General features: G+C 63.8%; 14 protein-coding genes and 1 pseudogene. 12 read left to right on the forward strand and 3 right to left on the reverse strand.

The features are described 5' to 3' along the window. From AC5DC2_RS09295 to AC5DC2_RS09330, 8 genes and pseudogenes are all read left to right on the forward strand, one after another. Positions 1-307: pseudogene (locus AC5DC2_RS09295) on the forward strand (hypothetical protein); the annotation flags it as partial. Positions 308-391: 84 nt separating this feature from the next. Continuing rightward, a complete protein-coding gene (locus tag AC5DC2_RS09300; RefSeq protein WP_491698282.1) occupies positions 392-1,240 on the forward strand; it encodes an ABC transporter permease in 849 nt (282 codons plus the stop codon). Continuing rightward, positions 1,237-2,031 (forward strand): ABC transporter permease, encoded by a 795-nt coding sequence (locus AC5DC2_RS09305; protein WP_491698283.1) that lies wholly within the window; start codon positions 1,237-1,239, stop codon positions 2,029-2,031. The genes AC5DC2_RS09300 and AC5DC2_RS09305 overlap by 4 nt, the downstream gene beginning before the upstream one ends. Before the next feature lie 13 nt (positions 2,032-2,044). Next, entirely contained in the window at positions 2,045-2,872 is an 828-nt protein-coding gene (locus AC5DC2_RS09310) for a nucleoside phosphorylase (protein ID WP_024706639.1), read from the forward strand. Further along, positions 2,865-3,965, forward strand: coding sequence for an ABC transporter ATP-binding protein (locus AC5DC2_RS09315; RefSeq protein ID WP_491698284.1), 1,101 nt, complete (start codon positions 2,865-2,867; stop codon positions 3,963-3,965). The genes AC5DC2_RS09310 and AC5DC2_RS09315 overlap by 8 nt, the downstream gene beginning before the upstream one ends. Further along, positions 3,962-4,897 (forward strand): carbohydrate kinase family protein, encoded by a 936-nt coding sequence (locus tag AC5DC2_RS09320; protein ID WP_491698285.1) that lies wholly within the window; start codon positions 3,962-3,964, stop codon positions 4,895-4,897. The genes AC5DC2_RS09315 and AC5DC2_RS09320 overlap by 4 nt, the downstream gene beginning before the upstream one ends. A gap of 3 nt (positions 4,898-4,900) precedes the next feature. Beyond that, positions 4,901-5,953 (forward strand): ADP-ribosylglycohydrolase family protein, encoded by a 1,053-nt coding sequence (locus AC5DC2_RS09325; RefSeq protein WP_491698286.1) that lies wholly within the window; start codon positions 4,901-4,903, stop codon positions 5,951-5,953. Then, complete coding sequence (locus tag AC5DC2_RS09330) at positions 5,950-6,771, forward strand: creatininase family protein (protein ID WP_491698287.1); 822 nt, start codon at positions 5,950-5,952, stop codon at positions 6,769-6,771. Before AC5DC2_RS09325 ends, AC5DC2_RS09330 begins: the two co-directional genes overlap by 4 nt. Positions 6,772-6,964: 193 nt before the next feature. Here AC5DC2_RS09330 and putA read toward each other — a convergent pair whose 3' ends face one another. Then, a complete protein-coding gene (putA, locus tag AC5DC2_RS09335; protein ID WP_491698288.1) occupies positions 6,965-10,375 on the reverse strand; it encodes a bifunctional proline dehydrogenase/L-glutamate gamma-semialdehyde dehydrogenase PutA in 3,411 nt (1,136 codons plus the stop codon). Positions 10,376-10,487: 112 nt separating this feature from the next. Between putA and AC5DC2_RS09340 the strand changes: the two genes are divergently transcribed. Next, positions 10,488-10,946: an Lrp/AsnC family transcriptional regulator gene (locus AC5DC2_RS09340; RefSeq protein ID WP_491698289.1), complete on the forward strand. Its 459-nt coding sequence runs from the start codon at positions 10,488-10,490 to the stop codon at positions 10,944-10,946. Positions 10,947-10,964: 18 nt separating this feature from the next. On the opposite strand, the gene AC5DC2_RS09345 is transcribed toward AC5DC2_RS09340, so the two are convergent. Then, the gene (locus AC5DC2_RS09345) at positions 10,965-11,570 is read right to left on the reverse strand and encodes an exopolysaccharide biosynthesis protein (protein ID WP_200337163.1); all 606 of its coding nucleotides are present in this window, start codon (positions 11,568-11,570) and stop codon (positions 10,965-10,967) included. 149 nt (positions 11,571-11,719) lie between these two features. Between AC5DC2_RS09345 and AC5DC2_RS09350 the strand changes: the two genes are divergently transcribed. Together AC5DC2_RS09350 and AC5DC2_RS09355 are read left to right on the forward strand one after the other, a co-directional pair. Further along, on the forward strand, positions 11,720-11,974 hold the full coding sequence (locus tag AC5DC2_RS09350; RefSeq protein WP_024706403.1) for a hypothetical protein: 255 nt from the start codon (positions 11,720-11,722) through the stop codon (positions 11,972-11,974). Between the two features lie 87 nt (positions 11,975-12,061). Continuing rightward, positions 12,062-12,334 carry a DUF7218 family protein gene (locus AC5DC2_RS09355; RefSeq protein ID WP_200337164.1) on the forward strand — a complete coding sequence of 91 codons (273 nt, stop codon included), beginning with the start codon at positions 12,062-12,064 and terminating at the stop codon, positions 12,332-12,334. Positions 12,335-12,345: 11 nt separating this feature from the next. On the opposite strand, the gene AC5DC2_RS09360 is transcribed toward AC5DC2_RS09355, so the two are convergent. After that, positions 12,346-12,828, reverse strand: coding sequence for a MarR family winged helix-turn-helix transcriptional regulator (locus AC5DC2_RS09360; RefSeq protein WP_024706405.1), 483 nt, complete (start codon positions 12,826-12,828; stop codon positions 12,346-12,348). 215 nt (positions 12,829-13,043) lie between these two features. On the opposite strand from AC5DC2_RS09360, the gene AC5DC2_RS09365 reads away from it, so the two are divergent. Then, positions 13,044-14,128 (forward strand): N-acetylglutaminylglutamine amidotransferase (locus tag AC5DC2_RS09365; RefSeq protein ID WP_491698290.1); only part of this gene is annotated, 1,085 nt, incomplete at its 3' end.

Raw genomic sequence — 14,128 nt, forward strand, 5'->3', positions numbered from 1 at the left:
CTTCCCGACCGATCCCGGCCCGGTTCTGGTGCGCGACATGCTCTGCCTGGTGAAGGACAGCCCCGAGCCGGAACTTGCCAAGATGTTTGCCGAAAAGGCCCTCGGCGTCGCAAACCAGACCGATTACGCCGAGCAGATCTTCTTCGGCCCGACCAACTCCATGGTCGAACTCTCCGAGGAAGCCTCCGCCGACGTGATCGACACGCCGGAAGAGGTCGAAAGCCTGGTACAGCTGGACTGGCCCTACGTCATCGAGCAGCGCAGCGACTGGACCCAGCGCTGGAACAAGGAACTGCTCGAACAGTAAGTCCACGACCCTTGCCGCCGCGCCGCAACCGGCGCGGCGGCTTTCACCATTCTGGTGATGCTGCAATCGGGTAGAAGTGATCTCATGAACAAACGCGCGCTGATGCTGCTGATGCCGGCACTCATCCTGTCGGGCATCGTCTTTCTGCTTCCCTTTCTGTGGCTGTTTGTCACCAGTTTCAGGGTGCAGGGGGAAGGCTCGCTTTTGATGGCGGAAGGCTTTTCGGCGGCCAATTACGCCAGGCTGGTATCCGACACCTATTTTGCCGAGGTCTTCTTCCGCACCATCTGGATGAGCGCAGCGGCAACCGTGATTGCCCTTGTCATCGCGCTGCCGATGGCGCGCCAGATCGCCGTCAGCGCCGGCCGCGCCAAGGGGCTGCTGCTGGCGCTTATTCTGGTGCCGCTCGTTTCCGGCGCGCTGCTTCCCACGCTCGGCATGCTCCATCTTCTGGGGCCGCTCGGTGTGATCAATTCCATCCTGAAGGACCTCGGTCTGATCACCCGCAGCGTCAAGTTTCTCGGCACGGCGCCGGGCGTCATCATCGGCCTGGTGCAGGCTTTCCTGCCGTTGATGCTCCTGCCGCTCGTCAATGCGCTCTCCCGCCTGCCGAAGGATGTGGAGGCGGCGGCCGAAACGCTGGGCGCGCCGACATTCATCGTCTGGCGGCGCGTTATCCTGCCGCTGATCGCGCCGGGCATCATTGCCGGCTCGGTGCTGGTGTTCTGCGCCTCGCTGACCTCCTTCGTCACGCCGCAGATCCTCGGCCAGGGCAAGATCGCGACCTTCGGCACCATGGCCTATCAGCAGGCCTCGCTGGTGCTGGACTGGCCGTTTGCCTCGGCCATCGCCGTGGTCATGCTGGCGATCCTGGCGCTCGGTCTTGCCATCGGCTCGTTTGCCTCGAAACTGCTCGCGCGGAGGCCCGCATGAAAACCTATGGGTTCGCCGTTTCCGCTCGCTTCATCTGGACCGTGCTCGCCTTCATCTTCCTGCTGGCGCCGATCGCGGTTCTGATCTTCGCCTCTTTCGACGATGCGAGCTTCTTCCGCTTTCCGCCAAAGGCCTATTCTTTGCGCTGGTATGACGCCGCCCTTGAAAGCCGGGAATATAAAAGCGCACTGTCGGTCTCGCTTCTGGTTGCGCTGCTTGCCGGTTTCATCGCCGTCCTCTTCGGCGCCATGGCGGCCTTCGCGCTGGTGCGCTACAGGCCGGCCGGCGGCCGGATAGTCGAAGCGATCCTGATGACGCCGCTGGTGCTGCCGCTGATCGTCTGGGCGATTGCGCTTCTGCAGATCTATTCGAAACTTGGCATGTCCGGCACGCTGCCGGCGCTGGTGCTTGCCCATGCGGTGATCACCATGCCGTTTTCCGTGCGCATCATGGTCTCGACCTTTGCCGATCTCGATCCGCTGCTGGAACAGGCTGCCGCCACGCTCGGCGCATCCCCCGGCCGCGTGGTCCGGCGCATCACGCTTCCGCTTGCCATGCCGGGGCTCGTGTCATCCGCCGCCTTCTCGGTGCTGATTTCCTTCAATGACGTGATCGTCTCCTCGCTGATTGCGGGCGCGCGCTGGATCACCTTTCCGGTCAGGCTTTATGCGCAGCTCCGCAGCCAGGGCATTGATCCGATCACGCTTGCCATCGGTTCGGCGATTGTCGCCTTTATCCTTGTCGCCGCGCTGATCGGCGAATTCATGTTCAAATGGTCACGCCGTCTTTGAGAAAGATTGAATAATGTCCGAAGAATACCGCTATCTCAAAACCATGCCGCATTTCGTGCGCGACGGCGTGCCCCTGCTCACCGGCTTTACGCGCGACCGCATCGCTCCTTACGTAGTGCTTGCCGTCAAGGATCCGCTGGTCGTTGGTGACGGCGCGGAGGAGGATTCCCTTGCCGCAGCGCTTGACAATGCCGAAATCTCCGCAAAGACCGGCCTCTTCACCACGGTGACCGGCACCTATGAGGGCGCGCCGGTCTCGATCGTCTCCGGCGGCTCCGGCTCGCCCGAGGCGGAACTGGCGCTGATGGATCTCTTCAACTTCACAGATTGCACCACAGTCATCCGCATTGGCGGCTGCGGCGCGTGGAGCCCGAAGGTCGGCGTCGGCGATATCGTCATTTCCTCCGGCGCGGTGCGCGACGAGGGTATGACCAAGGCGCATGTGCGCGCCGAATATCCGGCCGTTGCCGACTGGCAGGTGGTCGGCGCGATGAAGGCGGCGGCCGATCAGGTCGGCCATCCCTATCACATCGGCATCACCCGTTCCGGCGACAGCGAATATTGCGGCTGGGGCAAGCCGGGTCCGGGCGGCTATCTTCAGGAAGACCACAAGCAGGTCATCGATTACTGGAGCCGCGCCGGCGTGCTCAACACGGACCGGGAAAGCGCCGCGATCCTGACGCTTTGCAGCCTTTACAGCCGTCGCGGCGGGGCCGTCTGCTCGGTCGGCGACAATGTGGTGACCGGCGAATTGCACAAATCCGGCTCAGGCCAGACGGCGGCGATCACGGTCGGCCTTTCCGCGCTTGCAAGCCTTTTCCGGGAGGATGCCAATGGCTGACAAGCACGCGCCCGACCATCTGGTGATCCAGAAGGTGATGAAGCATTACGGCGGCGGCGAGCCGGCGCTGAAAAGCGTGTCCCTCAACGTCCGCAAGGGCGAGTTCCTGGCGCTTCTCGGCCCGTCCGGCTGCGGCAAGACCACGCTGTTGAAAATCATCGCCGGCCTTGAGAAGGCAACCGAAGGCCAGATGGCGCTGGCTGGCGAGGGGCTGGATGCCATCCCGACCTACAGGCGCGATATCGGTATCGTCTTCCAGTCCTATGCGCTGTTTCCGCATATGACGGTCGATGCCAATATCCGCTTTGGCCTCGACATGCGCGGCATCAAGGGGAAAGAGGCTGACCGGCGGGTGGCGGAAGCGCTCGACCTGGTCAAGCTCGAAGGGCTTTCCGCGCGCATGCCCAACGCGCTTTCCGGCGGCCAGCAGCAGCGCGTGGCGCTTGCCCGTGCGTTGGTCATCCGCCCCAAGCTTCTGCTTCTCGATGAGCCGCTTTCCAATCTCGATGCAGTGCTCAGAAAAAGCGTGCGCGTCGATATCCGCGAACTGCACGAGCGCATCGGTCTGACGACGGTGATGGTGACCCATGACCAGGAGGAGGCAATGAGCATGGCCGATCGCGTGGCGGTGATGGCCAATGGCTATGTGTTGCAGCATGATACGCCGGAGACGATCTACGAGCATCCGGCCTCAGCCTTCGTGGCGACCTTCGTCGGCAGCCCGCCGGCGATCCTGCTGCCGGTGGAAAAGACGGCCCACGGCTACGGCATCGGCGGCACGGCTTTTACCCCCACCACGACGCTCGCTGTGGCCATCGACCGGCAGAACGGAAAGCCGGTTCTGCTGGGCCTCCGCTCCGACCGGCTGTCCTTCTCCGATGAACCCGGTTCGCTGACAATCACCGGCGAGGTGCATTCCTGCGAATATATCGGCGGCTCCTGGCTGGTGCATGTGGCGCTCGGCGAGCACCGCATTGCCGTGCCGACGCGCGAACGCCCGCCGCAATTCGGCGAAGTCGCCCATATCCGCATCGACGAGGCCGAGCCGCTGCTGTTCGATCCCGAAACCGGCGCCAAGGTCGCGCTCTCATGAGCGGCGCGATCTATTGCCTCGGGCCGCTGGTGCTTGACCGGATATTGACCGTTGATGACCTGCCCGGCCACGACGAGAAGGCCTTCATCAAGGAAAAGGAAGAGCGCGCCGGCGGTCCGCCGCTCAACTGCGCCTGGGCGCTGAGCCGGCTTGGCGAGGATGCCCGGCTGGTCTCCACAATCGGCGATGACGGCGAGGGCGCGATCCTGATGCAGTGGTTGGCCGAGCGCGACATGAGCACCGAAGCCGTCGACGTGAAGGCCGACAGCATCACCGCGTCCGCCACCATCATCGTCGACCGCACCGGGGAAAAGGCGATCCTGATCGATCCCGTTCCTGTCGAGACGCTGGCGGTGATTGGCGACAGCGTTTCGCTTCAGGCAGACGATACGGTCGTCTCCAATTTCTTCCATCCCGAAGCCGTGGCGCGCATGTTCGATCGCGCCGCGAAAACCGGCATCGACCGGATGATCGATCTGGAACTGCCGGAGATCGAGCGATGGGGCTGGCAAGCGATGGAAAACATCCTGCCCTTCGCTTCGCTGGTGGTCACCAACCGGCAGGTGCTCGAGGCATGGATGGCGCGCATCGGCAATGAACGGCCGATTGCCGAAGCCGCCGAGGGACTGGCGCGTTTTCTCTCGGGTGCCGGCAGCCGTAGCGCCGTCGTCACGCTCGGCTCCGAGGGGCTGGTCGCAATTGACGGCGATGCGGTGTTCCGCCTTGATGCCTTCAAGGTCACGCCGCGCAACACCACGGGAGCGGGCGATGTATTTCTGGCAGGCCTTGCCGCAGCCATGCGGCGCGGCCGGAAATTCAAAAAGGCGCTCGCCTTCGGCACGGCCGCCGCCGCGCATTTCCTGCAAACGGGGCGGTGCGACGGCGCCGCCGCCGAAGCGCTGATGAAAGACAAGATGAAGGAAAGACTGTAGACAATGGCCACCAGATCGAAAGCAATCGAGGCCGTTCTTGCGGCCGCCTGCGTCGCCGACGCGCTGGGCGCTGCCACCGAATGCATGCACCCGGACGAGATTTTCCGTATTTTCGGCGGACCGGTGAAGACCTTTCGCACGCCGCCGGAAAAAGCGCCCTTCGCCAAGGGCCTCGCGCCGGGCCGGCTGACCGATGACGCGACGCAGATGCTGGCGATGGCGAAGCGGATTATCGGGCTTGATCGCCCGCCGGTCTCCGCCGACGCGATTGCCGGCTTCATCGACTGGTCGCACGACGAGGAAATGTTCCAGCGCTTTGCCGGACCGACGACGCGGATTGCCGTGGAGGCGATGCGCGCCGGCGCGCCCGCGGAAGCCGTTGCCACGCCCGAGACCTATTCCTGCATGTTTGGCACCTCGAACGGCGGGGCGATGCGCGCGCCGACGGCCGGCTGTGCCGCGGCCGGTAATCTCCCCGAGGCTGTCAGGCTCGCCTGCCTGATGTCGGCCCCGACGCACAACACCCAGATCGCCTATGCCGGCGCTTCCGCCGTTGCCGGCGCAATTGCTGCCGGCCTGTCCGCTGAACGGTCGATGACCGTTTCGGAGGCGGCCCTTGAAGGCGCGCGGCTGGGCGAGGCCGAAGCATATCGCAGCGGCCGTATCGTCGGCGGTGCGGGTGTTGCGCGCCGCATCGAGATCGCCGTCGAAATCGGCATCCGCTACAAGGCGGATATCGCGGCGGCGCGGGCCGAACTGATCGAGGTGATCGGCAATGGCGTTGCCATGTCGGAAGCCGTGCCGCATGCTTTCGGCCTTGTTGCCGCCACAGACGGCGACCCGTGGGCGGCGATCGTCGCTGCCGTCAATGGCGGCAATGACAGCGACACGATCGCGATGATCGCCGGTTCGGTGGCTGCGGCCTGGAACGGTGCGGCGGGCATTCCGGCTCAGCTGATCGAGGAGGTCTCGCGCGTGAATGGGCTGGATCTTGCTGGCGTTGCCGAGGGGCTTGCCACGTTCAACGAACAGGTTATTGCGGGAGAGCGCGCATGAAGCGCTACTGGACGGAAATGACATCGCCGGACCATGCGGCGCTGCCGGAGAACACCGTCGCGGTTCTGCCCGTCGGGGCGACCGAGCAGCATGGGCCGCATCTGCCGGTCGGAACCGACTGCCTGATCAACAACGGCATCGTGGCCGAGGCGCTGAAGGTCCTTGGAGACGATGTTCCTGCCGTCATCCTGCCGCTACAGCCGGTCGGCGCCTCGCAGGAACATCTCGATTATGCCGGATCGCTCGCCCATCCCGCGCCCGATCTTATGCAATCCTGGACGCGGGTGCTCGACTGCGCGGTACGCTCCACCGGTCTGAAGCGCATTCTGATCTTTAACAGCCATGGCGGCCAGGCGGGGCTGCTTGCCACTGTGGCGCTCGACCAGCGCGTGCGTCACAACATTCTCGGCGCCTATGCCACCTGGTTCGATGCGGGATATCCCGAAGGGCTTTTCACCGATGAGGAGATCCGCACCGGCTTTCACGGCGGCGATATCGAAACCTCGCTGATGCTGGCGCTGCACCCGGACCTGGTCGTCATGGAAAACCTCGGCGATTTTCCGTCGTCGGTTAACGAAATAGAGGCAGCTACCTCTCAGCTTTCCGCCAATCCCGGCGGCGGTCGCCTAGGTGGCCTCGGCTGGAAGGCGCAGGACCTCAATGCAGACGGGGTGACCGGCGATGCGCGCCGTGCAACGGCGAAAAAGGGTAGGGCGTTGCTGGAGCACACGGCGGCGAGCCTCGCGAGGCTGATTGCCGATCTGGCGAACGCGCCGATGCCGTCGGACAACTGGCCGCCGGAGAAGTATCGGGCTTGAGGTGAGGGCCTCGAGGGCATCGAACGCATGCTTGTGGAACCCGATCTCCCCCTCAAGGGGGAGATGCCCCGACAGGGGCAGAGGGGGGACGCTATCCGAATGCGAGGTGCAAGTGGGTTATGCCGCATACCCCTCTCTGTCGCGTTCGCGACATCTCCCCCTCAAGGGGGGAGATTGATGTTGTTGGCTATCCTCACCCCGCCAAGAGGCTGGCATTGCCGCCGGAGGCGGTGGTGTCGACGCAGAGATGGCGCTCATGCACCACGTGGGCCTTGTCCGGCATCGCGGTGATCAGCGGCAGGACGGGGCCTGAACGTTTGGCGAGCGCCGCGGCAAAGGCCCGTGCAACGTCTTCATCTCCCCACCACAGAGCGCCGGAAAAGCCTTCGAGCGTGGTCAGCGTTTCCGGTTCGACATGGCCATCGACAGCAACGGCGCGGCCGCCCAGCGCCTCGACGGCGGCCTCCTGGGCTGCGGCGATCTCCTTGCCGGGACCGAGGCAGAGAAGCGGCGGGCGGGTGTAGAAGGCGAGCCGGTTGAGTTCGCCGGTGACGCCGGGCATCAGTTCCTCGTCCAGTTTGACTTCGGCAAGCGCCGACAGCATGGCCGCGACCGATTTCATGTCGGCATTGGCCGCCCAGTCTTCGCCGCCCGTCTGACCGGAAGCCGGCGCGAGGAATCGCGGCAGGTAATGCGGGCCGCCGGCCTTCGGCCCCGTGCCCGAGAGCCCTTCGCCGCCAAACGGCTGCGAGCCCACGACCGCGCCGATCTGGTTGCGGTTCACATAGATATTGCCGACGTGAATGCTTTCCGAGACCGCCTGCACCCGGTCGTCGATGCGGGTGTGGAGGCCGAAGGTCAGGCCGTAGCCGCGCGCATTCACCTTTTCGACGACCTTCTCGAGATCGCGCGCCTTGTAGGTCGCGACATGCAGCACCGGGCCGAAGATCTCGCGCTCCAGATCATCAATGCCCTTGACCCTGAGCATGGTTGGCGGAATGAACGTGCCGGTTTCGGGCGCCTTCAACTGATGAAGGATGCTCCCGGATTTTTCCTTGAGATAGGCGGCAATGCCATCGCGCGCCTCGGCGTCGATCACCGGTCCGACATCGGTTGAAAACAGCCAGGGGTCGCCAATGGCAAGCTGGTCCATCGCGCCCTTGATCATCTCGATCAGATGCTCGGCCGTGTCTTCCTGAATGTAGAGGCAGCGCAGCGCCGAGCAGCGCTGGCCGGCAGACTGGAAGGCAGAGGCGACGATATCGCGCACGGCCTGTTCGGGAAGAGCCGTGCTGTCGACGATCATGGCGTTGAGCCCGCCGGTTTCGGCGATCAGGGGTGTGCCGGGCTTCAGGTTCTTTGCAATCGATTTCTCGATCAGCTTGGCCGTGTCGATCGAGCCGGTGAAGACGGCGCCGGCAACGCGGCTGTCGGCCGTCAGCGCTGCGCCCACCGTCGGTCCGTCGCCGGTCAGAAGCTGGAGGGCCGATCTCGGCACGCCCGCCTCGTGCAGGAGTTCGACCGCCTTGTGGGCGATCATCTGCGTCTGTTCGGCCGGTTTGCAGAGCACGCCATTGCCGGCCATCAGGGCGGCGGAAATCTGGCCGGTGAAGATCGCCAGCGGGAAATTCCACGGGCTGATGGCGGCGATGATGCCGCGCGGCGCCCGCACCGTGTTCTCGCCCTCGCGGGCATAATAGCGCAGGAAGTCGACCGCCTCGCGCACCTCGCCGATGGCATCGGCAATGGTCTTGCCGGCTTCGCGCGCCAGAAGCGCGAACATCACGCCGTAATTTGCCTCATAGAGATCGGCGGCCCTGCGCAGCACGGCGGCGCGCTCGGATGCCGGCGCATCCCAGGCGGCGGCGTCATCGAAGGCGCGCGCAACGGTCGCCTCGTCGGCCTCCAGCACCGTGCCGATTGTCTCGCCCGTTGCCGGGTTGGTGACGGTTCTGGATGTGCCGGTCGGCTCGGAAACCGTCAGCGGCTTGCCGTCGGGAAGCGGGACGTCACGTGCTTTCTCGATTGCGGCCAGCACGTCGTCTGCCGTCGTGTCCCAGCCTTTCGCCGCCACCCGGCCCTCGCCGAAAATATCGGCGGGCTTCTTCAGCGCCGCCGGCGGCTTCGCGGTCTCGACGGCCTCGAACGGATCGCTGGCAACGGTCTCGGGTGAAATATTGGTGTCGACGATCTGGTGCACGAAAGAGGAATTCGCGCCGTTTTCCAGCAGGCGTCGCACGAGATAGGCCAGCAGATCGCGATGGGCGCCGACCGGGGCGTAGATGCGGCAGTGACCGCCTGTCTCCTTCTTCACGATGTCATGCAGCCGCTCGCCCATGCCGTGAAGCCGCTGCAGCTCGAAGGGCCGGCCATCGGCGAGTTCCAGCACGGCGGCGATCGTGTGGGCATTGTGCGAGGCAAACTGCGGGAAGATGCGGTCGCCGAGTGAAAAAAGCTTCCTGACCAGGCAGAGATAGGCAACATCGGTCGCCGCCTTGGTGGCGTAGAGCGGAAAGTCCGGCATGCCGTTGACCTGGGCAAGCTTCATCTCCGTATCCCAGTAGGCGCCCTTGACCAGCCGCACATTGATCTTGCGGTCATAGCGCGTCGCCATGTCATGGAGCGCGTCAAGGGCGGCATCGGCGCGCTTGCCGTAAGCCTGGACGACGACGCCGAAGCCCTCCCATCCGTCCATTGCGGCATCCGCCATCACCGCGTCGATCACCTTGAAGGACAGCGCGAGGCGGGCCTGTTCCTCCGCGTCGATATGCAGCGCGATGCCGGCGTGTTTGGCCTGAAAGGCAAGGCGCTTGACGACCGGCACCAGCTCGTCCATCACGCGCTCTTCCTTGGCGACCTCGTAGCGCGGGTGGAGGGCGGAGAGCTTGATCGAGATGCCGGGATTATCGACGATCCTGTGGTGAACGGCCGCCTTGCCGATCGCCGTGATGGCGTCGGCGTAGTGCCGGTCATAGCGCGCGGCGTCATCGGCCGTCATCGCCGCCTCGCCGAGCATGTCGAAGGAATAGGTGAAGCCCTGCTGCATCCGGCTGTCGCCGCGCTTCAGCGCCTCTTCGATGGTTTCGCCCAGAACGAACTGCCGGCCCATTTCCTTCATCGCGCGCAGGACGGCGGTGCGGATCACGGGTTCGCCCATGCGCCGCACAAGGCCGTGCAGCGTGTTGGCGATGCCGGGGTCGTTGCGGTCATCAAGCACCTTGCCGGTCAGCATCAGCGCCCATGTGGACGCATTGACGAGCGATGAGGCCGCCGTGCCGAGGTGATTGTTCCACTCCGACGGCGCGATCTTGTCCTCGATCAGCGCGTCGATCGTAAACTTGTCCGGCACGCGCAGCATGGCTTCCGCCAGGCACATCAGCGCCACGCCTTCGCGCGTGGAAAGCCCGTATTCGGCCAGGAAATGCTCCATCAGCGTCGGCTTGCTCTCCGAACGGATGCGCCGGACGAGATCGGCCGCGCGTTTGCTGATCGCCCTGCGTTCTTCCGGCGTGATGTCCGCACTTTGGGCGAGGGCTGCCAGAAGCGGGGCGTCGGGGGTGAATTTCTGCTCAAAACCGAGCGCTGGGAAGGGGGTGTCGGCCAAGGTCTGCTCCTCGTTTTCCATCAGACTAACGTCAATTGCGTAGACGATGCGACCTGTTTTCGATATTTATTTAGCCATTCGGAACAAAAAACAATGAGAACCAGGTCAGGCGATGGAAATCGATCCCATCAACCGCAAAATCCTCGAGGAACTGGTCGTCGATGCGCGCATCTCCATGACGGATCTGGCGCGCAGGGTCGGCCTGTCAAAGACGCCGGTCGCGCTCAGGGTCCGGCAGATGGAGGATATGGGGCTGATCAAGGGCTACCGCGCCATGCTTTCGCCGATCAAGCTCGGGCTTACCCATGTCACCTATGTCACGGTGAAGGTGAGCGACACCCGGCAAAAGGCGCTGCAGCAATTCAACGCGGCGGTCCGGCAGATCCCCGAGGTGGAGGAATGCTATCTGATCGCGGGGGGCTTCGATTACCAGATCAAGGTTCGCTCGCGCGACATGGCGCATTTCCGCCGTATCATGGCGGAGAAGATTTCCGAGTTGCCCTTCGTCAGCTGGACGACGAGCTATGTGGCGATGGAGGCGGTTGTCGACCAGAGCTGGGTGGCGGTCTGATGCCGCGCACGCCGGGCGTCACAGCGATGTCAGGACGCTCGTGACCGCCCAGATCACGAGGCCCACCGGGGCGAGCGCCAGCAGCGCGAAAAGGCCGTCGCGGGTCAGCATCGAAAAGGCGATCAGCGTCACCGCCACGCCGATCAGCGACGACGAGAACGGCACGAACTCCATCAGCGGCATCACCGCGCCGAACAGCGTGCAGGCAAGCGGCAGCAGCAGCAACAGCGGCGGCTTGAACAGAAAGGTCAACCGCTTGCGGCTGACGCGGTCGACGAAGCGGGTGAACGGCAGGATTTTCTCGAGTCCGGCATGGAGCCTCGGGGTCTTGACGGTGCGGCGGCGGATCCATCCGGGAAGCCAGATCTGCTTGTGGCCGACAAGTCTTTGCGCGGCGATCATCATGATGATCAGGCCGCAGACGGTGGAAAGCCCCGGCACGCCGCTCAAGGGCGTGATCAGGATCAGCGCCGGCAGGATGAGGAGCGGAATGAAGGAGGCGTGGCCGAAGGAGCGCATCAGCTGTTCGACGGAGACGGTGCCGCCTCCGGTCTCTTCGACGGTGCGCTCGACAATTTCCGTCAGGGAATGGAATTCATGATCGGCCGTATCGGCTTGTTCCAAGAAAGACTCCTGCCGTAATCGAAGATGGATTTCGGTTCAAACGCCGGGGGAGGCCATCCGGTTCCCGCTCCGCGCGTCCGCGTGGACGCCATTGATTTATCATGCCGGCTGTGCCCTGTTGATGAAAACAACCATGTTGAGAGGATCCTATGTCGGAAGAACGTCTTGAAAGGCTCGAAGCGCAGATTGCCGCGCATCAGGAAGTGTTGATCGCGCTTGCCGCCGCCCTTCCCGAAGGCGAGAACCGGGCGGTGTTCCGCGCCGCGCTCGACGGGCTTCTGACCGTCAAGGGGCAGGAGGAGGATCCCGGCTTTGATCCCGATTCTTCCTTTGCCTTCCAGTACCGCGTGGCCGATACGATCCGCGCTATCGTCGAGGGCGCCGAGGCGCGCTCGAAGCGCTGAGCGAGAAAGCGGGGATGCGCCTGATTTTCGGGAACCTTTCGCCGGTTTGCGGCGTTGGAAAAAAGGTTAAAACGGAGGATCAGGCCAATGCCGAAAGCGACGCGAGATCAGCGCCCGTCCGTCAAGGACGAGGAAACCTATCAGGCCCTGCGCGATGACGGAGCCTCGAAGGAAAAGGCCGCGCGCATTGCCAACGCCCAGGCCAACAGCAGCATGAAGCCGTCGAAAAAGGGCGGAGAGGCAGACCCTTACGAGGAATGGACGCGCGATGATCTTTACGATCAGGCGCAGAAGATCGGCATTGAGGGGCGCTCGAAGATGGACAAGGGCGAACTGATCGAGGCCCTGCGCAACCACTGACGGAAACCCCGTCAGCGCTCCGAAAACCCGCTTTCGGGCCTGGGCGTCTCTTCCTCATCCAGGAGATCGGCGACCCGCCGGAACGAGGTGACAATGGAAAACTGCTCGTTCCGGTCAAAGGCGGAGAACTCCGCGGCGAAGCCGTCGGCAAAGAGCGAGGGCGCGCCCGCAAGTGTGGTTGACCCCGTGGCCGTCAGTACGGCCTGCACCTTGCGCCGGTCGGATGAAGACCGTTTGCGCTCGATCAGTCCCTTTGCTTCGAGCTTGTCGAGAATGGTGACAGTCGTCGCCGGGCTGAGGTCGGCCTGTCTGGAAATCGCCGCCGTCGTCAGCGCGCCCTGGTCGGCAACCGCCTGCAACACGACGATCTGCGGGATCGTGAGGCCCGTCTTGCGCCCGATGCGTTTCGAACGGATGTCGATGGCGTGCGCGATGCGGCGTATCGCCTTCATCACGGCCTCGGCGTTTTTCGAGGTCAGGTCCTCGTCCTTCATGGAACCAGTCAATTACAACAGAAATTATTTGAACTCAAATGATTTTTGTTGTAACCAAAAAGCAACCCAGAAGCGCGGGTTCTCGCCCGCAACGCAATTTCGCCGCGCTGGCAGAACGCAGACGGCGACGAGACAATCGAACCCGCGCCTTGTTCTGTGGAGACCTCCCTTGCTTCTCGGGCCCGGCGCCAAGAACAGGAGCAGTCGACCAGAACATGTGTGGTATTGCCGGAGAAATCAGATTTGACGGAACGCTTGCGGATGCCGAGGCTGTTGCCCGCATCACCGAGGCGCTTGCCCCGCGGGGGCCGGATGGCAGCGGCATTCTCGGCCGCGGCAATTATGCCTTTGGTCATCGCCGCCTGAAGATCATCGATCTCTCCGAAAAGGCCGCCCAGCCGATGACCGATCCCGAACTCGGTCTGACGATCGTCTTCAACGGCTGCATCTACAACTATCCGGAGCTGCGTAAGACGCTGGAGGAGAAGGGATACCGCTTCTTTTCCACCGGCGATACCGAGGTCATCCTCAAGGCCTATCACGCCTGGGGCAGGGACTGTGTGAAGCATTTCCACGGCATGTTCGCCTTTGCCGTCATCGAGCGCGACAGCGGCCGGGCCATGCTTGCGCGCGACCGTTTCGGCATCAAGCCGCTTTACTACACCACGAGCGGCAAGAATATCCGCTTCGCCTCCACGCTTCCCGCACTTTTGCGCGGCGGCGGCGTCGACAAGTCCGTCGATCCGGTTGCGTTGCACCATTACATGAGTTTCCACGCCGTTGTGCCGCCGCCGCACACGATCCTGAAGGGCGTGCGCAAGCTGCCGCCGGCGACGACGCGCTGTTATGAGCCGGATGGCTCGTTCGAGGATGTCCGTTACTGGGCTCCGCCACATGAGCGCGACCCGGCAACTGCCGGCCTGTCGCGCGAGGAATGGCGCGACAGGGTGCTGGAAGCGCTGCGCACCGCCGTTAAGCGCCGCATGGTTGCCGACGTTCCGGTCGGCGTGCTGCTGTCGGGCGGCGTCGATTCCTCGATCATCACCGGGCTTCTAGCCGAGGAAGGCCAGAAAGACCTGATGACCTTTTCCATCGGCTTCGAGGAGGCCAATGGCGAGAAGGGTGATGAGTTCGGTTATTCCGACCTGATCGCCGAACGCTTCGGCACGGATCACCACAAGATCTTCGTGCCCTCCTCGGAACTGATGAGCGCGCTGCCGGACACGATCAACGCCATGTCGGAACCGATGGTCTCCTACGACAATATCGGCTTCTTCCTGCTCTCGCGCGAGGTCTCCAA

This window comes from Martelella sp., assembly GCF_984369615.1.

What these genes read in the sequence shown, in the direction of transcription:
- AC5DC2_RS09305 (WP_491698283.1), top strand. Translation starts at nt 1,237, where the DNA reads ATGAAAACCTATGGGTTCGCCGTTTCCGCTCGCTTCATCTGGACCGTG.
- AC5DC2_RS09360 (WP_024706405.1), bottom strand. Translation starts at nt 12,828, where the DNA reads ATGAAGGACGAGGACCTGACCTCGAAAAACGCCGAGGCCGTGATGAAG.
- AC5DC2_RS09355 (WP_200337164.1), top strand. Translation starts at nt 12,062, where the DNA reads ATGCCGAAAGCGACGCGAGATCAGCGCCCGTCCGTCAAGGACGAGGAA.
- AC5DC2_RS09310 (WP_024706639.1), top strand. Translation starts at nt 2,045, where the DNA reads ATGTCCGAAGAATACCGCTATCTCAAAACCATGCCGCATTTCGTGCGC.
- AC5DC2_RS09350 (WP_024706403.1), top strand. Translation starts at nt 11,720, where the DNA reads ATGTCGGAAGAACGTCTTGAAAGGCTCGAAGCGCAGATTGCCGCGCAT.
- AC5DC2_RS09320 (WP_491698285.1), top strand. Translation starts at nt 3,962, where the DNA reads ATGAGCGGCGCGATCTATTGCCTCGGGCCGCTGGTGCTTGACCGGATA.
- AC5DC2_RS09330 (WP_491698287.1), top strand. Translation starts at nt 5,950, where the DNA reads ATGAAGCGCTACTGGACGGAAATGACATCGCCGGACCATGCGGCGCTG.
- AC5DC2_RS09325 (WP_491698286.1), top strand. Translation starts at nt 4,901, where the DNA reads ATGGCCACCAGATCGAAAGCAATCGAGGCCGTTCTTGCGGCCGCCTGC.
- AC5DC2_RS09340 (WP_491698289.1), top strand. Translation starts at nt 10,488, where the DNA reads ATGGAAATCGATCCCATCAACCGCAAAATCCTCGAGGAACTGGTCGTC.
- AC5DC2_RS09315 (WP_491698284.1), top strand. Translation starts at nt 2,865, where the DNA reads ATGGCTGACAAGCACGCGCCCGACCATCTGGTGATCCAGAAGGTGATG.
- AC5DC2_RS09300 (WP_491698282.1), top strand. Translation starts at nt 392, where the DNA reads ATGAACAAACGCGCGCTGATGCTGCTGATGCCGGCACTCATCCTGTCG.